Below are 26,866 nucleotides of genomic sequence, written 5' to 3'. Positions count from 1 at the left end.
TGCGTCCCCCCGGCTCGGCCCGACGTGCTTCGATGACGGTGGGAAGGGAGCGACGTGTGGCGACCGTGCACCACTGGACCGGGCTGGAGGCCAAGGCACTCCGGCTCGCGCTGCGGCTGAGCGTCCGCGCCTTCGCCCAACACCTCGGTGTCGGCGTGAGGACGGTCTCCAAGTGGGAGAAGCTCCAGGCGTTAACCGAGCCCCGCCCGGACACCCAGGCGATCCTCGACACGGCCCTGGCGCGCGCGGACGCCGCCGCGCATCTGCGGTTCGAGACGTTCCTGTCCGAAGCCGGACGCCCCGGGACCGAGGCTGCAGGCCGGCGGGTGACGCCTGCCGGGCCACTGGCCTGGGAGTACGAGTCGTGGACCGACGACCTCGACCGGGCCGTGGTCGCTCTGTCCCGGCAGGACTTCACCTTCGCCGAGAGCCTCATCAGCAGGTGGACCAGCCGCTTCACCCCGCTCGGGCTCGATGACCGGGGCCTGTATCTGTTCGCACGCTCGACCGCCCTCCTGGGCGACCTCCGGCGTGACCAGGGCAGTGTGGTCGGACCTCTGTCCGCCCAGCGTTCCTATGTCACCGCCAAGTCGCTGTTCACCCAGCTCGACATCCCCCGCCGCATCGCCCAGCTCGACTTGTCCCTGGCCGTGGTCGCCGAGATGTCCGGGAAGCTGGAGTACGCCGCCCGCCACTACGAGCATCTCGCGGTCGACGACCGGCTCTCCCGCCGCGACCGGGCCCGGTCCCGGCTGTGGGTGGGGACCGCGCTGAGCAAGGACGGCCAGCACGACTATGCGACCCGCGTGATGCTGGCCGCGACCCGCGACTTCGAGGACCTCGCCGAGCCGGAGGACTGGTCGGTGGCCCACCAGAAGATCGCTCTGGCCCACCGAGGCGCCGGCGACCTCTCCTCCGCCCTGCACTTCATCACCGTCGCCCGCGGCACCGCCACCACCGACGCCCCCATGCAGAAGGTCCGCCTGGACACCGCCCACGGACACATCCTGCTGAGCGACCCCGCGACCCGCGATGATGGTCTTCACGTTCTCGACAAGGCCGCGACCATGGCCGCCCGCTTCGGGCTGTCCCACCAGCTGGCCAGCATCGAGAACATCAAGGCCATGAGCACGGGGCCGTCCGGCCCCGCCATCCGGTGACCAGGGAGAGACCAGCGTGGGTGAGAACCAGCAGACCATCACCGAGGACCAGTGGCGCCGGACCAAGCTGATCTGGGACTACCACCTCATGGGCCACCAGCTGCGGCCCACCGACGTGGCGATCGGCCTGGGCAGCCACGACCTCGGCGTTGCCGCGGCCTCCGCAGACCTCTATCACCGCGGCCTGTTCCCGACGCTGGTGTTCACCGGCGGCAACAGCCCCACCACCCGGGCCCGGTTCCCCCGAGGAGAGGCCGTCCACTTCCGTGAGCACGCTCTCGAACTCGGTGTCCCCGACGAGGCGATCCTCGTTGAGCCGAACGCCGCGAACACCGGCCAGAACATCACCTTCACCCGCGATCTGCTGGCGTCGGCCGGCATCGTCCCGGCGACGGTGCTGCTGGTCTCCAAGCCCTATATGGAGAGGCGGTCCTTCGCTACCGCCCGCAAGCTGTGGCCCGACGTCGAGATCGTGTGCGCGTCGGAACCGCTGGAGCTGGACGACTACTTCAAGAGCATCGGCGACGAGAAGCTCGTGGTGGACATGCTCGTCGGCGATCTCCAGCGGGTGATCGAGTATCCGAAGCAGGGCTTCGCCATCGCCCAGGATGTCCCGGAGGACGTGCATGCCGCATACGAGTCCCTCATCCGTGACGGCTTCACCAGCCGCCTCATCAGAACCTGACCGGCCCGGGGGCGGGCCGTGTGCGATCCACCAGCCCAATCTGTTCCCGAGGCTGACGACCCTGGCCAAACTGTTCGCGGCGGACACCTGGATTGTCCTCGACGACGTCCAGTTCTCCCGCCGCGACTACCAGCACCGCACCCGCTTGGCGGCCCTGGAGGACGCGGACCGATGGAGGTGGCTGTCCATCCCCACTCACCTGCCCCAGGGCCGCCAGACTTCCATCCGGGACGCTCTGATCGCCGATCCCGCCCTGGCCAGGCGACGAACCGCGGCGATGATCCGGCAGGAATACCGGACCAGCCCTCACTGGGCTGCTCTCCAGACGGTTCTGGAGCCGGTCTTGGCCGCGTTCGACAGCGGCCGGACCGCTGCCGTCGCCGAGACGTCCACCCGTGTCCTGCTGGACCTCCTCGGCTGGCAAGGTCGCGTCCTGACCGCCAGCCGGCTGCCCGCCCGGCCGGGCCGATCACAGCGGCTCGCTGACCTCACTAACGAGGCCAGGGCCGGCACCTATCTGTGCGGGACCGGCGGGATGACCTATCTCGACCCCGCCCTGTTCGCCGCCCGCGGCATCACCGTCGCACCGTTCCTGCCCCCGGCCGCTGGCATCTGGTCCTCCGCCCAGCGCGTCACCGCCCTGTGGGCCTTGGCCCACCTCGGTCCCGCTGACCTGGCCGCCCAGCTCCGGGCCTTCGCCGACGCCCGGGCCTCGCTCCAAGCCGCTGCCTGAGCACGGGGCGGCGAACGGGTGGCGGTGTCGCGCGTATCGCGCCGTCCGCCCTCCGAGGGGCACATCCGCACCGAAGCCCTTATCGCCCCCCGTCCATGAGGCGACGGTGCCGGCGTCCGAAATCGGCCGCCGGTCACGGAAATGCCCTGTAGCGTGACCGGCCTTGACGATCGGAGGAGAGCCATGCCTGAGAAGACCGCAGAGTCCGGCCGTACGTACGCCGCTCACTACGCCGACGTTCACCTGATCGTCCGCCAGGGCGACGAGATCCTGATGGGGCGACGCCGCAATCAGCCTGTGTTCCCTGGCATGTACCAGGTACCGGCCGGGCTGATGGAGGACCACGAGCCCGCCAAGCTGGCAGCCGCCCGGGAGTTCACCGAGGAGACTGGCGCCACCGCCGACCCCTCCGACGTGCGGTTCGTGCACCTGATGCACCACGTCTCCACGCACGCCGGGTCACGGCGGATCGCCTTCTTCTTCGAAGTCGAGCGCTGGCACGGCCAGATCGAGAACCCCGAGCCGGACAAATGCGAGGGCTGGCAGTGGCACAAACCCAGCAGCCTCCCCGCGCCTCTGCCTCCGTACCTCGCGGTCGCCCTGCAGCACATCGCCGACGGCGTCACGTACAGCGAATACGCCTGGCCCTCCGCATGAGTGCCAGCGACATGTGGATGCGGCCGGTGCGCAGTACCGGGCACCAGCCGCGCACTGCTGACGCCACCGTGAAGGGAAGAACGCATGCCGGCCCGGGAGTTAGCCCGTCGTGCCGTGGTCGCCGATGCGCCCGAGCTGGTCAGGCTGCGATGGATCATGTTCGGGTCGCCTGGTACAGAGCCCGCTCCGCGATGGGCGGCGGAGTGCACAGCGGCATTCGCCCAGCGACTCGGCGACCCACTGTTCGCCATCTTCGTCGTTGACATCGGGAGAGGCGGCCTGGCCGCGTGCGCCGCAGGAACCTGCACTCCCCGACTCCCCAGCCCGGGGAACAGTGCTCCCTATGCCGGGCACATCGGGTCAGTGGCAACCGACCCGGCGCACCGCCGCCGTGGGTACGGCCGGGCCTGCGTCACGGCCGCGCGTGATTGGCTAGCCGGGCAGGGCTGCACAGTCATTGATCTGTACGCCTCGACGGACGGCCGCCCCCTGTACGACACGATGGGCTTCGTTGTCCGGCCCGATGTCGCGATGATCTGGCGCGCACCGAGCGCGAGCCGCGAATGGTGACGGGCCAGGCCCCTGGGCAGGACTGGCAGCCCGCACCGCTGGGTGAGGTTGCCGCACTGTTCTCGAAGACGGCTGCCCCGTGGTGGATCGCGGGCGGTCATGCCATCGAGCTCGCCACGGGCCTGTCGTTCCGCGAGCACCATGACATCGACGTCCTTGTGCTGCGCCGAGACCAGCTCGCCGTTCAGGAGGTACTCGCCGGGTGGCAGTGGTGGGCTGCTGACCCGCCCGGGAACATGCGGCCGTGGCAGCCCGGCGAGCTGCTGCCGGTCGGCGTGCATGACGTCTGGTGCCGACCCACTGTGTCGGCGCCGTGGCGGATTCAAGTGATGCTCGACGAGGCCGAGGGCGACGAGTGGGTGTCGCGGCGGGACCGCCACGTGCGGTACAGCCTCGCGGACCTGGGGGCAGTCTCCGAGGCCGGCATCCCCTACCTGCGGCCGGAGGTCCAGCTCTACTACAAGGCGAAGCAGCCGCGGCCCAAGGACGCGGTCGACTTCGCCGCGGTGCTGCCGCTCCTCGATGCCAGGGAGCGGGCATGGCTCGTGCAGTCGATCGGCAGCACGTACGGGCCGCACCCGTGGATCGAGCAGCTCGGCGAGTAGGTGCTGAGTCCGTCGCGCGCCCGGCTCAGCTGACCGGCTGGGTGTGGGGGATGGGCCTCGTGTACGTGCTCGCAGGGGTGCCAACTGGACCTGCGCCACCGGAACGTGGCCCCTGGACTACACGGCCGCGGGGATCGACCGCCAGGCGTGCACCCCGTCCGAGCTCCGCGCACACATTGCCTCCGGCCGCGTCCCCGTCAGCGCCGAACGACCCTGGGCCGACCTCCAGGAAACCCTCCTGCCCGTCCTCCTCGACGACCCCGCCAACCGGCCCACCGTCGACGAGCTCGGCAAGATCCTGGAGGCCCTGTGCACCCCTGCCGTGCTACCTGTGCCGGCGCAGCACAGCACAGGGCCCTCGCCGCGCGGCCGCCGCGGTGCACTGCACGACGTGCGCGTTGCCGATGAGAGGCATGTTGCCCCAGAGGCGGGTTCAGTGACCCTACGGACGGCGAGTGAACCAGTGAGATGATCAAGGGGGAGCTTGCTTGGCGATGTAGGGGGTTGACTGTGGTCAAGGGTGCCGCGCTGCGTGGGTACTTGTTGGAGGAGGCACTGGCGTGGCTCCTGCGCTCCTCCGGCTACCGCCTGCTGGTGCATGAGAGCCAGGATCCCGAGGAGCTGGTGACCGACGGGAACACACTTCGGGTGCGGGGCCGGGGCGCGCTCCATCAGGTGGACGCGCTGGGGGAGTTCGCGTTCACGCCGGCGTTCTCGATGCCGGTGCGGCTGTTTCTGGAGGCGAAGTTCTACCAGGAGCGCTGCGGACTGGAGATCGTGCGTAACGCTCACGGTGTGCTGCACGACGTGAACGAGAACTTCATGGTGCACGCCGGCAGAAGGCCGCGGCAGCGGTATCAGTACGCGTACGCGCTGTTCTCGACGAGTGGGTTCACGGCGGACGCCCAGAAATACGCCTTGGCGCACCAGATCTCGTTGGTGGATCTGTCGGGTGCGTCGTTCGCGTGGCTGCTCGGGGCGATCGGAACCACTGCGTGGACGCTGGAGCAGGCACAGTTCCACCTCGGGGCGTCAGGGACATTCCCGGTGACGTGGGTGCGTACGGAGCTGCGCAAGGAGCTGGGGACCTGGACTGCGTCTGCGGGGCTGCTGCCGACGGCGGCGCCGACGACTGGCAGGTTCAGGGATGAGGCTGCGGCGGCGATCGCCGGCTTCGCGGCCGCGCTCCAGCAGAACAGCGGTGCCGAGTTGCTGCTGGGCTTCCCGTCGGCGCCGTTCATCTTGCCGCTGGCCGTCAGCGATCATCTGGCGTTCACGACGTATGCGGATGCCCAGCCGGACCATGCGGTGCGCATTCGTCGACGCGGCAGTGGCGGTTCGGCGGAGTGGACGCTGTCGCCGCTGGGGGAGGAAGGTGCTTACGAGCTTGCCTTCAAACTGCCGAATCACGTGGAGGACTGGATCAGTGACATCGATGGGAAGGAGCGGCGACGCACCTCGGAGGTGAAGGAGCAGTTCCTCTCCGCGATCACGATCTACCGGATGAACGGCGGTGGCGTGCGGGCCTATCAGCTGCGGTACGAGGCGAGTTCCCTCTCGCAGTTCTGATCCCCGAGCAGCAGAATGTCGGCCTCCCCGTGGACAGGGGAGGCCGACATCTGTGTCAGACGGGCAGGTAGGGGCTGGGCTTGCCGTGCCAGCTGATGTTCAGTGCGTCCCGGGCCCGCGTAGTCGCCACGAACAGCAGGGAGCGGGCCTTGCGCTGCTCGCGTTCGTAGCGGGGCGGGTCCTCGGTGCGGTAGCGGTCGATGACGTGGGTGCGGGGGATGATGCCGTCACTGGCGCCCACGATGGCGAGGCGCTGGTACTCGAGGCCCTTGAAGCGGTGCATGGTGCCGACGTGGACCTCGCCGTCGCCCTTGGGACCTTCCTTGGTGAGTTCGGCGCAGGTGATGCCGACCTTGGTGACGAGGTAGTACATGGTCTGGCTGACCATGTCACGGTCGGCGACGCAGACGGCGATGTGGCCGCTCGGGTCTCTGGGCGATCCGTTCTCGTCGGTGGAGAGTTCCTTGCGCCATGTGGTCAGGGTGGCGGCGAGGCCGGCGAGCTCGTCGTCCCAGGTGTCGTACGGGGTGAAGGCTGGGGCGGGGCCGTGGAGGACGGAACGGTATCCGGCGAGGTTGTCGGTGCCGTCGTCCAGGTCGTCGTAGCTCACCTTCTGCCCGGGCTTCACGGGGTCGACCACACGGAGGGCCTCGGTGAGGATCTCCTTGGTGGTGCGGTAGCTGAGGGTCAGGCGGGAGGAGCGGCCGCGGATGTTGATGCCGAGGGCGCCGAGGGCGACCTGGTGGTCGTAGATGCGCTGGTGGGTGTCGCCGGCGATGAACATGTCGTTGGGCTGGTCGGGGTCGGCCATGGCACGGAGCATCTTCCAGTGCGCGGGGCTGAGGTCCTGGGCCTCGTCGACGACGATGTGCCGGTAGCGGTGGTTGAGGTAGCGCATGCCGGAGCTGTTGTCGCGGTGGATGAGGTCCTTGCCGCCGACCTCTTCCTTGTACTCGCGCCGGGCCCTGATCTTCGCGGCGCGCTCCATCTCGAAGCGGGCAGCGCGTTCCGATGCCTGACCCCAGGTCTCCACGCCGAGCTTGTCGAGGCGGGCGGTGAACTGCTCGATCAGCTTCCAGATGTGGTTGCGTTCGGGCCGGGTCAGGGAGCGGCCCCGCCCGGCACGGCGGGCCTGGAAGTAGGCGGAGCGGGTGGGGACGGACTGGCCGAGGATGACCTGCTCCCACTCCTCCAGGAGGAATTCGGGCTCCCAGCGGCGGTCGTCGAGTTCGGCGAGGAGCTGGCGCATCTCGTTCAGCGCCACGTGGTCGTAGACACGCTGTCGGCCTCGGCCGGGTGCGGTGTTCTCTCCCAGCACGCGGGCGGCGAGCTGGTCGATGTGAGCGATCTCGACCCGGGCGAGGAGTTCGGGCTCGATGAGCGACGCCAGGCGCAGGCGCAGGTCCGTGGTCAGGTTCTTGGTGAATGTGGTCAGCAGGATCGCCTTGTTGCTGCCGGGGGGAAGCTGCTCGGCCAGGTGCTTGACCCGGTGCAGGGCGACGATCGTCTTTCCGGTGCCGGGCCCGCCGGAGACGCGGGCAGGGCCCTTGTAGTGGCGGTGGACGATGCGCTCCTGCGTGGGGTGGAGGAACACCTTCCAGGCCCGGAAGTCTCCCTCGTCGATGGCCGCCTGCACGGCATCGTCGACGGCGGTGACCTTGGTACGGCTCAGGGCCGCGGCGAAGTCACCGAGATCGGGCTCGTGGCCGAGCTCGACGGGCTGGGTGATCTCCTTGCGGACCTCGTCGATGGACATACCGGCGGCGAGGCCGTAGAGGACGTCCTTGGACAGCAGCGGGGCGCCCTCGACGAGCTGGTCCAGCTCGGCGCTGTCGGTGACAGCGAGGGCCAGCTCGATCAGCTGGTCCGCGACACCCAGCTCACGCAGCTGATCGGCGCCGTACGCGGCGAGCAAGGGAGAAGCCTCGGTCTCCGCCGTGGGCAGAGGCTGCGGCGTCGGCTCGGGCTCGGCTGGCACCGCGGTCCGGTCCGGTTCGGCCGGGGTCAGGGTGATGCCGGCGCGGCGCAGGGCGCTGTCGCCGACGACCGCGAGGTCGACGAACTCGATCTCGCCGGTGACGCGGTTGACCGCGACCTGGAGCTCTTCGTAGACGTCCTTGCGGTGGCGGACGGCGATGACCAGCCAGCTCTCGGTGCCGTCCGTGTCGACCCCGGTCGGTGTGAGCAGGGCGCGGTAGGAGTCGTTGACCCGCGCGGACCGGATGCGCGAGTCGCCCTTGAGCTTCTTCAGCTTTAGGCCCGGCTGGTTCGGGTTGTTCCGGAAGACGTGGCAGAAGTCGTAGAACTGGGCCTTGACCGAGCGGTCGAGCTTGTACAGCTCCTGTTCGGCTTTGCGGTACAGGCTGAGCCGGGCGGTCATCGGGTGGTGCCTTCCGTGTCGGGGAGCTGTTCTAGCAGGGTGTCGAGGTGGTCGATCCATGCAGCGGCGGTCCGGACCGTCCAGCCGTCCTCGGCGTAGGCGGCGTCGCGCCGCTGTGCTTCGATGTCCTCGTCGCCTTGGTGGGCGGCGACGACGGCGATCTTGAGGTCGGGAGTCTGCCAGGCGAAGTCCGCCTGCCAGCGGCTGTTGCCGAGTTCGAATCCGAAGACCGGAGCCTGCTTGCCGTGCTCGGCGAGTGTCTCGGCGAGGCGAAGGAGGTCTGGTGCCTCGTCGGGTTCCTCGCGCAGGATCTCCAGGATGTCCTCGTCCCAGACCGCGTCCCGGATGATCTGACGAAGGGCGGCTTCGGCTGGCGAGTCGATGCTCGGTTCCGAGACCACAGACCGTACGGCAGGCGTGGGCGTGGATGCAGGTGCGAGGGCGGCGGAGAGTGAGTCGAGTTCGCCCAGGCCACCGCAGACGGCGAGGACCTCGACCTCGAAGTCTGCGGCGCGACTGGCGGCGAGCTGTACTCCGTCCCCACCGGCGAGGGACAGGAACTGGGTGATGTTCGTCCAGTACAGCCAGGACCGCCACCGCAGCTTGTGTTCGTCCGTGTCGAGGACGGCGTCGCTGTCGTCGAGGACCGTCAGGGCGGTCCACCGCAGGTTGTCGGGGTCTGCGGCATCCAGCGCGAACACGATCGGAAGGCCGTGCTCGTCCTGGGTGCGGAACACGTGGACCGGACCGATGCCGCCACTGTCGGGTACGACCGGCTTGTCGTCCCGTCGGCCGGCTCCGAAGGCGCTGAGCTGTTCGCGCAGCGCGGCGACGAGCTCACTGCGCTTGCCGGTGGCGGCCACGGGGGCCGTGGTGGGAACGGCGGTGAGTCCGGTGACCAGGGCGCGGGCTCGCCGGGCCCAGCGGGTCGCATCAGGGTCCCGCAGATAGGCGATGAGCGTGTCGATCGGGTTGGCGAAGATCGCTTCGCCGAAGTGGGCACGGTTGCCGCCGTACTGCTCGTACGCGGCCTTGGCCTGCTCCTGGGCGGTGCCCCGGTACGGCGGCCAGACGGGCTTGGTGCGCCCCGGACGCTGTTCGAACAGGTCGATGTCGGCCCAGGTGATCTGGAAGACGGTCTTTCCGTCGGCGCGGAGCACGGTGCGCTGGGACGCGTTCTTGGCGATGAGGTTGTGCTCCCGGCTTGCGTGGAAGCGGAAACCCTCCAGATAGACGTGCACGCTCTGCACCGGACCGCCGACACGGGTGAAGGTGAAGTCCGTGCGGGTGCCTTCGAGCTGCCGCTGGGCGGTCAGCCTCCAGTGCATCACGTCCGAGCCGTCGGTGAACCGCAGATGCCCGCTGGCGTGGCCGTCCTCGTCCAGGGCCGCGTTGTCGGTGACCTTCACCCAGTCGCGCAGGGCGGCCAGGAAGCGTGCCTCCAGGTCGGATTCGACCTGGGCGTCCAGCCCGACCAGGCCGGTGTGCTCCACATCGCTGACGTCCCAGCCGTCCTCGCCGTCCCCCTTGAACAGCAGCGACTCCAGCATGCTGAGCGCCGCCTGTCGGGACACGAGGTCCTGGAACTGCTCGGGAGTGTAGCGGTGCAGGCAGCGGTGGCAGGCGCGCCGCTGTTCTTCCGCGCATGGACATGCCTTGAGCTGTTCGTACGCGCGAGCAAGGGTGTCCCGGAAGGCATGGCGATCGGTGAGCCGGTCCAGGTAGCCGGTGCCGCCCGGGAGTGAGTCGAAGAGCACCAGGAACCAGCGCCGCTCGCCGCTGTCGATGTCCGGCATGGAGGCCACCGTGGTGTCCAGGTGCTGCGGGTCTCCGCCGAAGTGCAGGTCGACACCGAGCCGCAGGGCGGCGCGGAAGGAATGCACCCGCGCGTCCACGTCGGCCGTCGCGGCCGGGATGAGAATGCGCAGAGCCTCGGTCTGCAGCTGATGGGCGAGCAGCACCTGCTCCTGCGTGACGCCGTCCTTCTTGCCGCGGCGCAGCGGGCACCACGGGCGGTGGTGCTTGAGCTGCGGGGCACGGGCCGCTGCCGACTCCAGTGCATCGGCGTCGTGATCGAAGACGGGACGGCCGTCCGCGCTCGCGGCCCCGCAGGCGGTGCACACATGGAACGGGTTCAGCCGGACCAGATGGCCGGCGAAGTCGTCACGGGCGGGAGCGTCGTAGCGGACCGGCCCGACGTTGATCCGGCGGATCATCGCCGTGCGGCAGTAGTCCACGCCGAAGGTTTCGCGGTCGTGCCGCCAGGATTTGCCCCGCTCGATCCTCTCCACAGGAATGTCCACCGCATCCACGACGGTGTACGAGCGGCGATCGCGATCGTCCTTGTCGTCGCGGATCCGAGCATCCTCACGCTTGTCTCGCGACGTCACGGTGGCCGGCTCCACGACCTGGAACAGGCAGGAACCGTCGTCGGCGATCTGGCTCGTCTTGCACCGAGGGCAAGGCGAGCGATCGTCGGTGGCGTTCTCGGTACGCACGTACCCGCAGCCCGGGCACACCCGCCAAGTCCGCCACTCCTGGCGCCCGCCCGTCGACAGCTCCAGGCCGGTGATCTCGTGCCGATAGCCGTTGACATAGAAGGTGTTGCCCGGCGCCAGTTCCTGGATCGCGAGGCGGCGGGGACGCTCGTAGGAGAGAGTCTCGGACGTGAACACCACCTTGTCCGTCTTCGGGTCGATGCCGTCCTCGCCGTACAAGGTTGCTGACAGGGTCGTCGTTGAGTCGATGAGGGCGTAGTTCGGAAGCAGACCCAGGTCGCACAGGGCGCTTTGCGCCGAGGTGTCGCCCAGGTGGAGGAGCTGCCTGCCCACCCCGCGCCGCTCGGCATCCAGCTCCGCCTTCTGGCGAGCCTGGTCGGGGTCGCTGTCGTGTAGCTCGCCGTGGGCCTCGTCAATCTCGCGCAGCCGCGCCCGCAGCGCGTCCTCGGCACGCCGCCACTCGCGTTCCGCCTTCTCCGCGGTGCTGCGCAGGCCGTGCGTGGCGAAGGCCACCAGATCGGCCTTGGCCTCCTCGCTGACGCCCGTCGGGAACAGCCGCAGGAACCCCTTGACCAGCTCCTCGCCCTGGTCGAGGGCCAGCTCCACCAGATCGGTCAGATAGCCGGACGGGCCGAACAGGCGAGGCGCCTTGTGCGGCAGTGCGCGCAGCACGATGCCGTCCGCGCGGACGAGACGGCCGGCCGCAGCTAGGTCGAGCAGGTGCGCCAGGTACTGGCGCCGAAGGATCTCGACGGCTGACAGGTAACACCCGGGCGGCACGATCGTGCCCGCGATCAGGTCCTTCGGCCGCTCGAGGAAGTACAGGTCACGGCGCCGCCGGTCGGGGATGGTCAGCAGGAACGCATTGCCGGTGCGACGGCCGGCACGGCCGACCTGCTGCGCGTACGAGGCGGGGCGGCGCGGCAGCGCGGCTAGCACGACGGCGGACAGGTCACCGATGTCGATACCCATCTCCAGCGTGGGCGTGCAGGACAGCACGTTGGGATCCTTGAACCCGCCGCCGCGCTTGAACGCCTCCTCGACCTTCTCGCGCTGGTGACGCGTCAGCATGCCCGTGTGCTCGGCGGTGACCACCTGGTAGGTACCGGCGCCGAGGTAGAGCCGACGGTAGTAGTCGTTCCTGTAGTCGCGGTCGCGGTGGTGTATCCCCAGGCCCTCGGGCCGGTCTCCGGCCACCAGGCGACCGCGGCGGCACCGGTAGGACGGGCAGGGCTGGTCGTGCCACTGGTCCAGCAGGGACGGGTGGACCGTCTGCTCCCAGAAGCACACCGGGCACCGCACGTACGAGACCCGCACCTGCTCGTCGTCCAGCAGCCGGGCCTCGATGTTGCCGGGCTTGAGCCCGTAGACCCGCACCGAGGTGTCGTTCGGGGTGCGCACCGACAGGAGCCCCATCGAGGCGAGCTCGGGCAGCAACCGGCTCCACAGCTCGGGCGCCAGCTCACGCGGCAGCTCCAGGCACCGCCCGGCCCACCGCTCGTACCAGGACAGCCGACCGGTCGCGAAGTCGAACTCGCTGCCGTTCTTGGGCTGCCCGAGCAGGAACACGGGGGCGGCGATGCCCTTCGGGAAGGCCCGCATGCCCGGAGCCCGCTTGCCCCAGATGTAGTACCGGCTGGTGCCCGCCTCGTCGATGTACTTGTCCAGCCACCGGTGTGCGACCGCACCACGGGTTCGCAGCCGCTCCAGGAAGATCCGCACGAACGCCAGATAGCGGGCGTCGTCCTGTGCCACCAGCGGCAGCCCGTCCCGTACGCACTCCTCGTGCAGCCGCTTGACCAGTGCGATCACGGCCGCCGGGTCGTCGATGCGGACCTGTGCAGCGGCTGTCCGTGTCAGCTCGAGCGTACGGCCATTGCGGGACCGGAAGCCGAACTCCATCAGCGCCTCGAAGGCCAGCCGCTGACCGATCAGCCGCCACGTCTTTAGGTCTCCACCGCGGCCCTGGCCGGACAGCAGTCGGTCCACGCCCTTGAAGCCGTGCAGGTCCGGTGGCACCACCGCAGAGAGGGTGTCCTTGTCCGTCGTGGCCGTGACGACGTTCGCGATCAGATCGTTCAGCGCGATCGGCTCGTCGTGCCGCAAATGATCGGTGAGGAGGGCACGGAGCGAGAAGGTGTACGAGCGGTTGGCGACGAACCCGGCCCGGTGCGCGGCATCCTGCACTGAGTCGTTGAACATCAGCGTCTTGTCCTCGTGGAGCTCCTTGTTGAGCTCCCCGCCAGTGAACAACTGGGTGATGGATGCTGCGGCCATCGCGGCGGCGCCCGTACCGAGGTAGCGGATCGCGTTGCGCTCACCGCACGCCGGACACCAGTCCTCCTTGGCCGCCGTGTTCGCGGTCTCCCCGAAGTTCACCAGCACGAACGCCGAGTCACGGGCCGTCAACCGGGGCTCCTTGGTATCCCGGTCGTAGTCGTTGAGCGGATCGGGCAGCCGCAGCCGCTTGCGGGTGCCGTCCAGCACCATCAGCAGCCCACCGGCACCCTGCGACGCGGCCGAGCCTCCCTTGCCGCTCGTCGCCGTCAGCAGTGCAGCCCCGGAACCTTCCCGGGCCTCCCGGTCTGTCGCGGCGATCAGGTTCCGGACCCGGGCCTTGTCCTGGCCGAGTGACGCCCGCCGGATCTTGTACGTGTCGAACTGGACGTCGTGGTCGTCACTCTCCGGGGAGAACACCGCCCACCCCGACCGCCCGCAGTCACGACAGTAGATCGCCGGCAGGAACAGATTCGCGCTCTGCCCCGACGTCGCCGTCGTCACCGGGGCCGTACGGCCGCCGTCGGCCGCGCTCGCGTCGGCCGCGCCGGCCACGTCCCAGCGAAACTCCGCCTTCGGCCAAGGCAGTACGCCGCGCAGCAGTCGCGACACCGAACGCGCCCACTGATGCACCTCGACGTGCACGAAGGGCCGGGGCTCGGCGGGGGAGGACTTCGGGTCACGCGCGTACGACAGCAGCGCGACGAAGCGCGCCAGCGCCTCGGCCGCCTTCTCGGGTTGCCGCGCCACGGCCTGGGACCAGCCGGCCGCGCCCGCCCGCCACATCACGTCCAGCACCTCGGCGCTGGTCTTCACGCCGCCGCCGAGGGCCTGCATCACCGCGCGAGTGAACAGATGCCGCTTGAGGTTCTCACCGAGGAGGAAGGGATCAAGGTCACGGACGTCCGTCACCTTCTCGATCAGATCCAGCAGCGCCTCGTCGCCGATCGCCGGATCGGGCAGCGCCAGCAGCTCGTCGGGCGTCGGCATCGGCTGCATGGTCACCTCGCCGAGCGGGATGAACTCCTCGACCGTGAGCCGGTTCTCCCCGACGATGGAGTCCTTGGTGAACTCCGTGCCGAAGACGTGGGCTGCCACCTCCAGCAGCTGCGCCGTGCCGTCCTCGTCCGTACCGGAAGCGAGGGTCGCCGACGTCGCCACCGGACAGATCTTCCCCAGCGGACGGCCGTCCTTAGCCGCACCCACGGCAGCGGCCAGCCGACGCAGCAGCATCCCGACATCCGTGCCCTGAGCACCGTCGTACGTGTGGAACTCGTCCACGACGACGTAACGGATGTCCGACTCCCGCCACAGGGGAGCGTCGTCCGCACGCTGGAGGAGCAGGTCCAGCATCTTGTAGTTCGTTATCAGGATGTCCGGCGGGGACATCTGCATATCCGAGCGGCGCGTTCGCACCTTCTCGTACTGCGTCGCCGCGCGCTCACCGATGTACAGGCCGGCCGACAGCTTCCCCAGCTCAGCGTTCTCCGTGAGGAGCTCGTTGATGCGCTGCGCCTGATCGGTGGCCAGGGCGTTCATCGGGTAGAGGAAGACTGCCTTCACCCCGGTCTTGCCCGCGGCCCGCTCCCGACGGCAGTGGTCCAGCACCGGGTACAGGAACGACTCGGTCTTACCGGAACCGGTACCGGTGGTGACCAGCGTCGGCTGCGGGATGTGGCCGTGCGCCGAGGTCAGCCGCGCGAAGGCGACCGCCTGATGCACGTACGGCCTAAAGCCCTCCCGCTGCCACTCCAGGTGCTTGCGCCACTCCTCGCCGGCCACGGTGAACGGGGTCCGGATCCGCAAATACGGGCCACGGAACATCCCCGACGTCTCGTCCCCGAGGAACCGGTGCAGAGCCTCACGCGCACCCTCGTCTGTGAGCGCGTACGTCGTCGACAGATACTGCAGCAGGCTCTCCTTGAGCCCGCGTGCCTGAAGCGTCGGCCTCACGGCTTCGGCACCTCCTGCTTCACCGGATCCCACTCGCCACGGGCGACGGCTTCGTCGAGCCGCTTCTGGAAGTGAGCGTGCGCCGCACGCATCTCCGCCTCACGATCAGCCTTGTAGAACGGCGCGGTGTACCCCTCCGGCACGGGCGCGTTGGCGGGGTCGGCCCGGTACGCCTCGAACTGTGCCCAGCTCTCCTTCGTCTGCCGCTGACCGATCGTGCGGGCGTTGCCCGCGATCTTCCAACCGTCGGCGTCGAACCAGGTCACGGCCTCGTACTTCTGCAGCACGGGGAAGCGGCCCCGGTACGCGGCGATGAGCGCGTCCGCGTCCATGCCGAGCCACACGGCGACCAGTGCGTCGATCTCGACCAGCGCGGAGCGACGGGCACGCTCGGTGCGGAGGGGCGTGTCGGGACGCCAGTCCGGGGTCACGTCGTGGAGCGGTTGGAGACTGGGCCAGTCGTAGGCCCATGGCTCGTAGGCGGGCCAGGTCGGGTCGTACAGCTCCGCCCAGAGGTCGGCGTAGGCGTCGGTGAGGCAGTTGAGGCGGAGGGTGCGGAGAAGGAGGGCGGAGGCGAGGGGGTGGAGGAGGGCCGGCGCTGGCATGGCCTTTGCCCCGTTGACCTGAAGATCGCTGCGGCCAGTGGCACGCAAGAAGTAGTCCAAGGGCAACGAAGCCCAGAAGCCGGCTACCAGGGCCGTTAGCCGAAGATCGGGCATGGCGAGGCTGTGAACCGCATGCACATGGGTACAGCCGGGCGGGATCAGGGCTGCGTATAGTGCACGCTCAGTGTTGGGCGCCACCTGACGGCGCCAGGCGAGGCGGGGAAACACGGCATACCGTCGGCGCGCCCGCTCCTCAAGCAAAGCGTCGACCTTCGCTGGATCAACTGCCTGCTCGACGAGCCTATCTCGCTCGGCGACCTGCGCACGGGCTCGGGCGACTGCGTTGCCATCTGCGCGCAATCGGGCCAGAGCGCGATGGTCGATCCAGCGATCCTGCTCGGCCAGGAAGGACTGGGTCCTCCCTGGCGCACGCACGTATGCGGTATCGGGCACGAAATCGGGTGCCAGGTTGACGAGATCCCGCCCATAAGGATCGTTGCTGTTCGCGTCGTAGCGCTTGAACACGGGGTTGGCGACGCCCAGTTGGGTGCCCTTGACAATGACGTGACGCCAGCGATCTGGCTGATATGCGTTACCCGTAGCTGAATCCGGCCGGTTGTAGTCGACTAGGTTGTCCTTCTTGGCACCGCTTTCGTGGTACCCCGCTGAGATTTGTGGAGAGAGGAAACCGAGCCGCAGCGGATAGTTCGCCAGAGCTGCGATCGCTGAGGCTTCGCCGGTACTAACAGGGAACAGTAGTCGTGCCTGTTCGACGGGCTGGTCGGTCTCGTCCAACAGGCGCTGCCAGATAGCAAGCTGCTGCTTATCAACCCTGACGACGCGCGCTCGGTGCGGACGTTCATCGAATTCGCCGTTGCGGTATCGGACTCCTGGTACTTCACCGGCACCGTCGTGCTCGGCGGAGTGCCGGAGCGCATCCGTTGAGACGAGCCAGGAGAGGTGATCGAATGAGAGGTCCGTCGGCTGCCCGTAGATGTGCACCCCGAAGTGCGCGGTGTGGCCGACCGGTTCGGGGAAGAACCTCTGCCCAGCGTTAACGAAGTCACCGTGAATGCGAAGGCGCTGGTACGCCGCCTCCCGAAGGGCACCCTCCTTGTCGCCCGTGAAGTGGGTGTCAGGATGCACCATCCCCACAGTCCCATCGTATGAGGCGTGCGCCCACACCTGGGACATGAACGCTCGGTACAGGTCTGGCTGGGTCCTGGTGAGCAGCGGGTAAACCTGCGGTGAGCCAAAAACGGCAACCTGGGCAGTCGTATTTGTTAGCTCGCCGAGCACGTATCGATGCGCGTCCTCAGACGCCAGTACCTTCCGACGCCGAAGATCCTTCTTATTCTCCGAGACCTTGTCTTCCAGCTCAAACCATGGCTCGCGCTCCGCCAGCACAGCCGACTCGTTCCAGCGGGGTCGTACCCACGGTGGGTTGCCTACCTGGAGGTCGAAGCCACCGTTCCGGGCGAAGACGAGGGCGAATTCCAGCTCCCAGTGAAGGAAGCCCTGGTCCCCCGCGATGTCGTGTACCTCCCGGAGCCACGGGAAGCGGTCTTCCGGGTTGCCGGCGTCCATGCCCATGAAGCTGGGCAGCGTCTCCTCGAAGCTCTTGAGGGCTTCGAGGTCCTTGAAGCTGTCGATGAGGGTGCCCTCGGGCACGTCGGCCGTGCCGAGCATGGCCTCCAGGAATTCCAGCCAGTCGTCCAAGTCCTTGAGCGGGACTACTGGCCGACGCTCCGGCGCCTTCGGCTTCGGTGCTGAGGTCTGGGTCCTTCCCCGCGGCCTGATCTGCTTGACTTCCACCACAGAGTCGTCGGCGTTCAGTTCGAGGTCCTCGAAGCTGGTCTGCTCGGGGCCGAAAGCGAACAGGGCCGTCGCCTCGACGAACTGCGGCAGAGGTGTAAGGGTGGGCACTGCGGCCGGTTCCGGTTCGACTGGGGCAGCGGGAGACTCCAACACCAGCGGCGCGCCATCCAGCAGGCGGCTGAGGCTGTCTGCTCCAGTCACCTCCGGTCGCGCCGCGTACTCCCCGGCCGTGCCGTCGAGCAGCCCGGCCTTGTCGACGGGCCAGAACCACAACGCGCACCAGGCGTCCATGATTTTCTTCAGGCGCCAGTACGGGGTGTCCGCGGCGTTGAAGAGGTCTTCGAGGACCTGCTCCTTTGTAACCGCCTGGTCAGGGCGGTGGAGAAAGGCGTACTCGGGGTCAGTCGGGTCGGCGCCCCAGACGTCGATCCGACGGGCGATTGCCTGCTCGGAGAGCTCCATACGCTTGGCGACAAGCGACCAGAGGAATTCAACTCGGCGGGCGGCGTCCCGGAGGCTGGTGAACTGAGACACCGGCTCCTTCTTCGCCCGGCCGGCTTTGCTGCGCTTGGGGCGCTGGAGGATGCCCTTTTTCCAGGCGGCGAGCTGTTCGACACCCTCCTTCGCCAGTTCCTTGGCCTCCTTCGAGCCTGCGATCGCGGCCCACCCGGGGCTCGGCAGGAGGAACTGGTGGACCGCGTCCTGGGGGAGCGGCTGGGGCTCGCCGTTCTTGAGGAAGGGCAGCGGGGTCGGAGCAAGGGCGCCCTTGGCCTTGAGCCATTCCTTGCCGGTGACGTCGTCGGCCGCGTAGACCGCGCGGCGGGCGCCGATGAGGCTGTTGCCTCGGCGCAGGTGCAGGCCGAACCAGGGGGCGCGCATGCCCGGGTGCATGGTGTTGAGCCAAAGGGACACCTCGGCGAGCTCGACGCCTGTGGCGTTGAGGTCGACGCCATACGCGTTGTGCAGGGCGATGTAAGCCTTGGCCTTCTGCTTCTCAGTAAGGGCGTCCGCGGTCGGGATGGTGACGCCCCGCTCGTCCTGCCGGCGGCGCAGGTACTCCTCGGCGACCTGGTTGATCGCCTCGTTGAGGAAGGCGCCGGAGCCGAGGGCCGGCTCGCAGATCTTGTACTTGAGCAGTTCGGACGCGCGGGTCTTGATGACGTTGCCGTCGGCGTCGCGCTCCTGGTCCAGGCGGTGCTTGAGGGTGAGCTCGACCGTGACCTGGGTCAGCGACTCGGGCGTGTAGTACGAAGCGGAGGTCTCGCGGTCGCGGCCGGCGAGGCGGTAGACGAAGGAGCCCTTCTCGTACTTCTTGACGCCGCGCAGGCCCTTGCGGGCGTCGTCCTCGTCGTAGTGGACGAGGGTCTTGTCGGGGTACTGGTCCTGCTTGTGTGAGGGGATGAGCCAGGAGCCCTTCTCCGGGTCGCCGCCCTTGGCGACCTCGCACAGCTCCTCCTCGGCGATGATGCCGGTGTACGACATCAGGCCCTCGTACACAGCGCCGAGCTGGTTGATGCCGAGGTTGCGGTAGGAGATGAAACCGCCCCGCTCGCCGCGCTTGCCCTTCTTCATGGTGAGCAGGCGCAGCACCTCGTGCAGAGCGGCGTTGCGTAGCCGCAGGTCCAGCCAGCGCGGGGCGTCGTCCTCGTCGCTGCGGGGATCGAGAACGCCCCTGCCGATGAGGCGTACCGAACTGGGCTCGAAGAGTTCGCTGCGCAGGGGTTCGAAGCGCAGGCCGCGGTCCTCGCTTCGGCGGGCGGCCTTGGCCTTGCGGGTCTCCTCGTCGTCGCCGGGCTGGTCGTCGTCGTCCTCGGTGCCGTACGGGCGGTGGCCGAAGTTGACCTTATTGAAGAGGACGTCCAGGGATTCGTGCAGGTGGAAGCCGTTGCGGGCCTCCTCCTCGACGAGTTCCTCGTCGCGTTCGACGAGCTCGCGCAGGCGGGCCATGGAGTAGCCGGCCTCGTAGCTTCCGTCGTCTGCGGGGAGGATGCCGAGCTCGGGGCGGGCCTCGGCGTAGAGAAGGAACAGGATGCGGTAGAGGTAGCGGAGGGATTCGCGGGTGAGTTCCCGGGCGAACGGGATCTTGGGGCTTTCGATGTCGGCCGGGGTGACGTTGTTCTTCGGCTCGGCCATCCGAGCGAGGACTTCGTTGGCGATGATCTCTACCGAGCGCTGGAGCCCGTGGCGCAGTTCGCCGGAGACGCCAGCGGCGTTGGCGCTGGAGGACTTCAGCAGGGCGTCGATGGCCCGGCTCTGGTCGTTCTCGCCGGGTCGGAGCATGTCCAGGCTGAACAGTGCGGCGATGGTGGCGAGTTCGCCCTGCTGGGTGCGGTCGTTGCGTTCCAGGGCCGCATCGAGGTTGACGGCGAGATAGCGGCCCTCGTTCCAGGATTGGCGGTCGGCGAGGACGAGCACTCCGCCGCACAACAGAAGGACGAAGCGGGGGCGGGGCCCGCCGGCCTCGCCGAGCTCACTCTGGAACAGCCAGGCCGCCAGGGTTGGGCCGGTCTCGTACGCCTCGCTCGCGCTGACCTGGAGTGGGTGCAGCAGCCGGCCCGCTCCGGTCGCGTCGAGGGCGGCGTCGTTGTCGGCGGCCCAGCCGCAGTCCAGGGCGATGATCCCGTGGCCGTGGTAGGCCACCGTCAGGGAGTGGTCGCGTCCGGCGCGGTGGACGGTGATCTCGGTGGGAGTGGTCTCGAAGCCGAGGGCGTGCAGGATCGTCTGGTGCCACTCGGCGAGGCGCTTGCCCCACTCGGGGTTGTTGTGGGTGTTCGGTCGGACCTCGTCCCCGGCGTCACGCTCGGCGGCGTCAGCGAAGTAGCCACGTACGTCCTCGGAGAGGTAAGCGCCGCGTAGCGAGCGGAGCAGCTCCCGAGGGGTCTTCCGCGGGTCGTTCTCATCGCCTTCGCGCAGAGTCCAGGTGGCGAACAGGCCCTTCTTCAGGTCGGTTCCGAGTTGCTCGGCGAAGTAGTGCGCGGCGAAGTACTCGCCGCGGTTGCTGAAGGAGTCGAAGTCGGTGCTCATCGGTCGGTGCCTCCCTCAGCGGCGTTGAGCGGTTCCAGAACGGCGAGCAGGCGCAGCATCGGCTCGCCCGTGGTCTGCAGGGACTTGAGCAGGCTCAGCCGCCTGCTGGCGCTGAGGTTCACTCCGCGCTTGCCCATCCCGTCGGACGAGAACAAGGCTTCCTGTTGCCAGTGCACGACGCGCTTGCGGGACGGGGCCAGGATCACCTCGATCTCCTCGCCGTACGCCTCCCTCAGGTCCCGGAGGTGCTGCTCCGCCCTGTCGATGGCTGCGGGCACGAGCTCCGTCAGGCCGCCGAGGTCGTGCGGCGCGGCGCGGCCGGGCATTGTCGGACCCACGCCATAGTCCTCCAGGACCTCCGGGGTCAGAGGCGTCACCTGAAGGTCGTTCGGGTCGCCGTGGACGGCCATCCACTCGACGATGGTGGGCCGGCCCAGTGCGTTGGAGCAGATGCCTTGGACCAGGAAGGTCGGTGAGTCCACGGAGGCGGCGAGGACGGGGGCCTGGTGGCGGCCGACCTCGACGAGCACCTTGTCGGTCAGCCAGTCCAGGACCGGGTGGACGTCGGTGACGTAGGAGACGTTCGGCCACTGCGACTTGGACGACTCGCGGGCCGCCTTGAGACGTCGGTCTGCGAGGTCCTTGGAGAAGGTGATGCGCATCCGCCCCGGTTCGGCCTTCCGGGGCATGATCCGCTGCTCGTCGAGGTACGACTTCGGCAGCGCCTTCAGCCGGTACAGCAGGTCGCGCGGGGGTTCGAAGGCGATCGTGCCGTCGTCGTCGCGGCGCATTGAGAGCTGGTCCTCGGGGTTGGGGCGGCAGACCTGACGCAGTGCCTCGTCGAAGTAGTCAGCGGTGGACGAGAACAGGCGTGGCACGTACGCCCGCCGGACCTCGGGGTGCTCCGGAACGGCGCCCACCTGGCCGAGCAGTCCGGAGAGGAACGCGGCACCGCCTTGCTGGGACTGCTTGATGGACTCCTCGACGGTCCGGCCGGCGATCAGGTCCTGGGTGAGGCGGTTCTCCTCCTCCTTGGCCCGGTACAGGCCAGTGACCGCTTCCACCGAGCCCTCGATCTTGTGCGCTTCCTCCTCGCGCTTCAGCAGTTTCTCGCCCACGAGGCGGTCGTCCAGCGTACGAGGCTCCCCGGTCGTCTCGTCCGTCCGCCACGGGATGTCGCTGGTGAGGATCAGAGCCCGGAACTCAGGCCGGTGCTCCTGGCCGTAGCGGTCGATACGGCCGTTGCGCTGCTCGATACGGATCAGGGACCACGGCAGGTCGAAGTGGATCAGCCGGTGGCACTGCTGGTGGAGGTTGACGCCTTCGGAGGCGACGTCGCCGGTGAACAGGATGCGTACGGGATCGTCGCGCAGCCCGAACTTCTCGACGATGGCCTGCTGCTCCTCGTCGCTGGTGGCGTCCCCGTGCATGACCTGCACCGCGCCGCCGAAGGCCAGCCAGGGCTTGTTCTCGTCGGGGCTGGCACCGCGCGGGAAGCCGAGCGCTGCCGGGACTGCCTTCGCGAGCCACTTCAGCGTGGGGATGCGCTCGGAGAACACCACCACGCGGGTATCAGATCCGGGTCCGACACCCATGGTGCGCAGCTCGTTCAGGAGGGCCGTCAGCTTCGCCGAGTCCTCGTCCTGGATCCGCTCGGCCACGTCCCGAAGGTCCAGCAAGGCCGCTTGCTCCGCCTGCCTGGCCGCCTCCCGGACCGTCGGGTCGACCGGACTTGCCGTCCGCTGCCCGCCTCTCGCGGACTCGGCGGCCGGCTGCTTGTCCAGCGTCGCCAGCCGCGTCTTCACGGTCTCTAGCAGCGCCTTGTGCGAGGACAGGAAGGACTTCAGCAGCTGGTAGGGCACCAGTTGGTGCCGACTGACCGATGGCTGGTCGGGATCGGCCGGAATCCAGCGTGTGGCGAGCTCCTGGAAGACGGCGAGCTCCTTGTCGCCGGCCGGTACGTGGATCGGCTGGGACGGTCCACGGTCCGCCCAGGCGCCCTTCAACGAGTCTCGGACCTCCGCTGTCGTCTTTGTACGCCGGATGTAGAGGTGCTCAAGATCCTTCACCTCGTACTTGGACGGGTTGGCGATGGCCGCCTCGTCCAGCATCTTGATCAACTCGGCGAACGACTCGGCACGACCGTTGTGGGGCGTGGCCGACGCCAGCACCAGCGCATCGGTCTTCCGGGCCAGGAGGCGGGCGAGCTCGTTGTTCTTGGTGCCCCGGTTGACCAGATTGTGGGACTCGTCGATGACGACGGCGTCCCAGTTGGTGTGCTCCAGGTGGTGTGCGTAGACGTCGCTCTTGAGCGTGTCCACAGAGATGATCGCGCGCTTGAAGTACGCGAACGGGTTCCGGCCGGCCGGGATGTCCTGCTGGATGCGCTGGATACCGGTGGAGTCCAGGCGGACCAGCGGGATCGCGAACCGGGTCCACAGCTCCCGCTGGAACTGCTCCAGCACATGCTGCGGGGTCACGACCAGGATCCGCTCGCCCCGTCCGCGCCGGATCAGCTCGGCCAGCAGCACCCCGATCTCCAGGGTCTTGCCCAGGCCCACCACATCGGCGATCAGGATCCGCGGCTGGGGGTTCTTCTCCAACGAAAGCGCCAACTCGGCGGGCCGCAGCTGGTGCACCTGCTGGTCCATGAGGAACCCGTCGGCAAGCGCGAGCCCATGCTCGGTCTGCGGCAGGAAGGTCTTGCGCATCACCGCTTCAAGGAACAGACGGCCTCGCCGGTGGTTGGGTGAGTCGTCCGGGACGAGCCGTGTCTCCCGCGGGTCCAGCACCTGGATCGCGTCGAGTCGGCTGTAGAAGACCGCGTCCGTGCCTCGGACGAAGGACGAGATGCCGGTGACCTCCACCATCCACCCGTCTTCGCCGACGTCCTTGGAGTTACGGACGAGCCACAGCTCGTCGCGGATCAGGACCTGCGAGCCCGGGGCGTAGCCGGCGGACCCGGTGGTCCGCCGTGAGGCCGGAGCATGCTCCGGCTCCCAGGCGTCCCACACCGCATCGCCCTGGCCGCCCACGGCTTCCGCCTCGACGCTCAACGTCCGCTCCGATCCATCATCAACGGCCACCGACGGCCGCACACACCCCACGCGCCTTCAAACAACGGACTACGCCGTCCACGCGCCATTCCGACAAAGACTCTCACCCGGCACTGTCAACGCATCAGTCACAGAGCCGGATCGGCGGCGTACAACGCGCGCAGCTCGTCCGCGATCCGCTTCGACGCCGGAGGGCGTCCCCTGGCCGCGCCTGCCTTCGGTGAGGCGTTCCGCCTCGCAGAAATTGGGGTGGGATCGGGCAGGAGAACCTCAGGCTCTTCCGACTCTGGCTCCGGCTCGTCGGCTTCGGCCTGTGACGCCCGCGCAGGATCGTCTAGTGGGCTCGCCGGTTCGTCGTGCTCTATACGGTCAGCCTGTTCGTGGATGAGCTTCTCGAACGACGCCGTCAGCGGCTCACCAGGGGGCGACGGAGCCTCGCTCGCCCTGGTGTGGGCGATCAGAGCGAGCCGGGCGGCCGCCGGTGTGACCCCGGAGTCGGAGAGGACCTTCGCGCATGCATCGGAGACCGCTTGTAGAGTCGGCCGTTTCTCCGGCGAGTGGGCGAGCATCGACTCCAAAAGGGGCACCAGCGGCGCAGGCACACCAGAGAGATCGGGAGCGATCTCGGGATTGGTGACCTGGGCCGCGATCGCCTCCCAGCGTGTTCCGTCGTACGGATAGTGGCGAGCCGCCGCGTACAGCAGAACCGTGCCCAGCGCATACACGTCCGCCGCAGGTGACACCTGAGGATGGCCGCCGGCCTGCTCCGGCGGCATGCACCGGACGGTGCCGATGATCATGCCGCTATGCGACAGCGTCTCCTGCGAGGCATCCATGAACGCGCCCAGCCCGAAGTCGATGATCATCGGGCCGTCATCGCCCAGAATGACGTTCTGCGGCTTCAGGTCTCGATGAAGCAGCCCCGCGGCGTGGACTGCCGACAAGCCCTCCGCGAGCAACGCCCCGAGGCTGGCCGCCAGTGGCAGCGGAAGCACACCGCCGCTGTCCACACAGGCCAACAGCGTGCGACCGGCCACGTACTCGATCGCCAGCCACGGTCGGTCCGCGTAAGGGTCCGCGTCCAGGAAGCGGGCCACCCGGTTCGTGCCGATCACGGTACGTGCGATCAACGCCTCCTTCTCGAAGCGCGCACGCGTCAGCGGATCGAGCTTGTCGTTGCGGATGACCTTCACCGCGACTGGATCACCTGCCGGCGTGTAGGCGAGATAGACCTCACCCATCCCGCCCGAGCCGAGCTCCCGCGCCACCGTGTACCGGCCGATCCGCGTGGGCACCCCGCTCATCCGTACCGACTCACCTTTCCACCGCGCCTCACCCGATCAGCGCTCTTGCCGGCCACCACTCTAATTGGCCAGGAGGGCAGCCAGAGGGGCTTTCGGCCTGATCAGGACACTGGCCGGCGGGATGCTGGCCGAAATCGGCCGTGAGGGGCTCGTGGAGGCAGTCACCGTGCTGTTGGCCCCGGCGCCCACTTCTAATGGATCTTCTGCTGCTCCAGCCACTTGAAGATCTCGGCCCTCTTGTACAGCACCTTGGCGTTCCTGCCTCGGCCGAGCTTGTAGCCCTTCAACCCCAGTTTTGATGCCTCCCTATAGACCCAGCTCGTCGACATGTTGAGCATCGTGGCGACCTCCGAAGTGTCCATAAGGACGGGCTCGACGCTACGGCGCCTGTTCGACGAGTTGATATCGGTGCGGGTCTCGTCGGAGTGCGACTGCGGTTCCATGGGCAAGATGGCTCCTTGATGCTGGCCTGAGCCGGATCGCGGCATCGACTCGCGCTCTGCTGTGGCCTAATTCCAAACGTCGTGACGGCCGCCCTGTGCCACCGCCAGGAGTCACCGGACGAGCTGTAGCCATGGTCGTGAGAATCGCCGGTTTGGCTAACCGGCGATCCGCGGCTATGTTGCCGCGCCGCTTCGGCCCCTCGGATTCTCGTTGAACCATGGGTGCCTCCTCCCTTGAGGCGGAATGAGGGGGCCTGGGCCGACTGACCCATGGCGTGCGCAGCCAGGGTCCCTGGCGCGACCGTCCTCGTAGTGGCCTCCCAAGCCGCCAGAGTGACGGTGATCACGGACACCCTTCGGAGGGTGCTGCGTAGGCTTGTGCGGTCGTCGCGGTGGGGTCCAGGAGAGCGGACGGAACTCCCCTGCAACACCTGATGATGCGTCAGAAAAGTCAGCAAGTGGTCAGCATGAGTCCTGAAAAACCTGGGGAATGCTGCCCGAACATGCGACTCGTTGTAGGGTAGGGAAACCGCCCTTGACCTGCAAAAACGCAGGCAGGGAGCCTATGTCCAGGAGTACCTCGATGATGCGTACAATGTTCAAGTCCAAGATCCACCGTGCCACCGTGACCCAGGCCGACCTCCACTACGTCGGATCCGTCACGATCGACGCCGACCTGATGGACGCCGCCGATCTGCTGCCCGGCGAGCTCGTCCACATCGTCGACATCGACAACGGGGCCCGCCTGGAGACGTACGTCATCGAGGGCGAGCGAGGCTCGGGTGTGATCGGCATCAACGGGGCCGCCGCCCATCTGGTGCACCCCGGGGACCTGGTGATCCTCATCAGCTACGCCCAGGTCACGGACGCCGAGGCCCGTGCGCTCGTGCCGAGCGTCGTGCACGTCGACGCGGACAACCGCATCGTGGAGCTCGGCGGCGACGCGTCGGCACCGGTGCCGGGGAGCGACACCGTGCGCGCGCCGCACGCCGTGCCCGCGCAGGTCTGAACTGCGGCGGCGGCCGCGCCGCGGCCGTACGTGACGAGGGAGGTCCGCAGCATGGCAGAGCCGACCATCCGCGACGACCGTCAGAAGGGACGCCTGGAGGCGTTCGACGACGGCGACTACGCCGGTGTCGTCGTCTACTTCGTCCTCGACGTCGAACCGCACGCCCTCGTCGCCGTCCACACCGTCGTGGAGGCCACGCACGAGGGCCAGGGCGTCGCCGGGGCACTGGTCCGGGAGTTCTACCGCACGGCCGCCGCCGAGGGCGTGCCCGTCGTGCCGCTGTGCCCGTACGCGGCCAGGTGGGCCGCAGGGCATCCCGAGGAGGCCCCGGCGCCGCCGGAGAACGTCGTACGGGCCGCGAAGCGGCAGCTCAAGGCCACGCCGGAACTCTGGTGACACCGGCCGGGCCCGGCGGCCCGGGTGGTGGGGGCGACGGCGCGAGGGCTCCTTCGCCACCCGAATGAATGGGCACCACGAGCGAGGGCACACGGACGGAGGGACATTGGTCCCGGGACGGACG

Annotated in this window: 15 protein-coding genes; 9 read left to right on the top strand and 6 right to left on the bottom strand. The window is 68.4% G+C overall.

The genetic code is table 11. The annotated features are described in order from the left end of the window. The first annotated feature begins 56 nt into the window (after positions 1-56). The 7 genes from ACFY8W_RS03830 (at position 57) to ACFY8W_RS03800 (ending at position 5,979) form a co-directional block, all read left to right on the top strand. On the top strand, positions 57-1,160 hold the full coding sequence (locus tag ACFY8W_RS03830; RefSeq protein ID WP_391099805.1) for a helix-turn-helix domain-containing protein: 1,104 nt from the start codon (positions 57-59) through the stop codon (positions 1,158-1,160). 16 nt (positions 1,161-1,176) lie between these two features. Then, complete coding sequence (locus ACFY8W_RS03825; protein ID WP_391099801.1) at positions 1,177-1,845, top strand: ElyC/SanA/YdcF family protein; 669 nt, start codon at positions 1,177-1,179, stop codon at positions 1,843-1,845. Continuing rightward, on the top strand, positions 1,769-2,578 hold the full coding sequence (locus ACFY8W_RS03820) for a WbqC family protein (protein ID WP_391099798.1): 810 nt from the start codon (positions 1,769-1,771) through the stop codon (positions 2,576-2,578). The genes ACFY8W_RS03825 and ACFY8W_RS03820 overlap by 77 nt, the downstream gene beginning before the upstream one ends. A gap of 183 nt (positions 2,579-2,761) precedes the next feature. Continuing rightward, the gene (locus ACFY8W_RS03815) at positions 2,762-3,235 is read left to right on the top strand and encodes an NUDIX domain-containing protein (protein ID WP_391099795.1); all 474 of its coding nucleotides are present in this window, start codon (positions 2,762-2,764) and stop codon (positions 3,233-3,235) included. An 84-nt stretch (positions 3,236-3,319) separates the two neighbouring features. After that, positions 3,320-3,805 (top strand): GNAT family N-acetyltransferase, encoded by a 486-nt coding sequence (locus ACFY8W_RS03810; RefSeq protein ID WP_391099792.1) that lies wholly within the window; start codon positions 3,320-3,322, stop codon positions 3,803-3,805. Beyond that, a complete protein-coding gene (locus tag ACFY8W_RS03805; RefSeq protein ID WP_391099790.1) occupies positions 3,799-4,410 on the top strand; it encodes a nucleotidyltransferase domain-containing protein in 612 nt (203 codons plus the stop codon). The genes ACFY8W_RS03810 and ACFY8W_RS03805 overlap by 7 nt, the downstream gene beginning before the upstream one ends. Before the next feature lie 468 nt (positions 4,411-4,878). Next, complete coding sequence (locus ACFY8W_RS03800) at positions 4,879-5,979, top strand: hypothetical protein (protein WP_391099787.1); 1,101 nt, start codon at positions 4,879-4,881, stop codon at positions 5,977-5,979. 55 nt (positions 5,980-6,034) lie between these two features. Here the strand turns inward: ACFY8W_RS03800 and ACFY8W_RS03795 are convergent, their stop codons facing one another. From ACFY8W_RS03795 to ACFY8W_RS03770, 6 genes are all read right to left on the bottom strand, one after another. Then, entirely contained in the window at positions 6,035-8,359 is a 2,325-nt protein-coding gene (locus ACFY8W_RS03795; protein WP_391099784.1) for a UvrD-helicase domain-containing protein, read from the bottom strand. Then, a complete protein-coding gene (locus ACFY8W_RS03790; protein ID WP_391099782.1) occupies positions 8,356-15,087 on the bottom strand; it encodes a DEAD/DEAH box helicase in 6,732 nt (2,243 codons plus the stop codon). The genes ACFY8W_RS03795 and ACFY8W_RS03790 overlap by 4 nt, the downstream gene beginning before the upstream one ends. Further along, positions 15,084-20,534, bottom strand: a complete 5,451-nt coding sequence (locus ACFY8W_RS03785) for a hypothetical protein (RefSeq protein ID WP_391099779.1) — start codon at positions 20,532-20,534, stop codon at positions 15,084-15,086. The genes ACFY8W_RS03790 and ACFY8W_RS03785 overlap by 4 nt, the downstream gene beginning before the upstream one ends. Further along, complete coding sequence (locus ACFY8W_RS03780; RefSeq protein ID WP_391099778.1) at positions 20,531-23,590, bottom strand: SNF2-related protein; 3,060 nt, start codon at positions 23,588-23,590, stop codon at positions 20,531-20,533. The genes ACFY8W_RS03785 and ACFY8W_RS03780 overlap by 4 nt, the downstream gene beginning before the upstream one ends. A gap of 128 nt (positions 23,591-23,718) precedes the next feature. Next, positions 23,719-24,894 carry a protein kinase gene (locus ACFY8W_RS03775; protein WP_391099776.1) on the bottom strand — a complete coding sequence of 392 codons (1,176 nt, stop codon included), beginning with the start codon at positions 24,892-24,894 and terminating at the stop codon, positions 23,719-23,721. Positions 24,895-25,085: 191 nt separating this feature from the next. Further along, complete coding sequence (locus ACFY8W_RS03770; protein ID WP_391099773.1) at positions 25,086-25,337, bottom strand: helix-turn-helix domain-containing protein; 252 nt, start codon at positions 25,335-25,337, stop codon at positions 25,086-25,088. A gap of 583 nt (positions 25,338-25,920) precedes the next feature. Between ACFY8W_RS03770 and panD the strand changes: the two genes are divergently transcribed. Both panD and ACFY8W_RS03760 read left to right on the top strand, forming a co-directional pair. After that, positions 25,921-26,346: an aspartate 1-decarboxylase gene (gene panD / locus ACFY8W_RS03765; RefSeq protein ID WP_391099771.1), complete on the top strand. Its 426-nt coding sequence runs from the start codon at positions 25,921-25,923 to the stop codon at positions 26,344-26,346. A 51-nt stretch (positions 26,347-26,397) separates the two neighbouring features. Continuing rightward, a complete protein-coding gene (locus ACFY8W_RS03760) occupies positions 26,398-26,742 on the top strand; it encodes a GNAT family N-acetyltransferase (protein WP_391099769.1) in 345 nt (114 codons plus the stop codon). Positions 26,743-26,866 lie beyond the last annotated feature (124 nt).

It is taken from the genome of Streptomyces sp. NPDC012637 (genome assembly GCF_042954805.1).
In the GTDB taxonomy this organism is placed as follows: Bacteria; Actinomycetota; Actinomycetes; order Streptomycetales; family Streptomycetaceae; genus Streptomyces.
The sequence above is the reverse complement of the archived record's forward strand: the minus strand, read 5'-3'. Positions and strand labels throughout refer to the sequence as shown.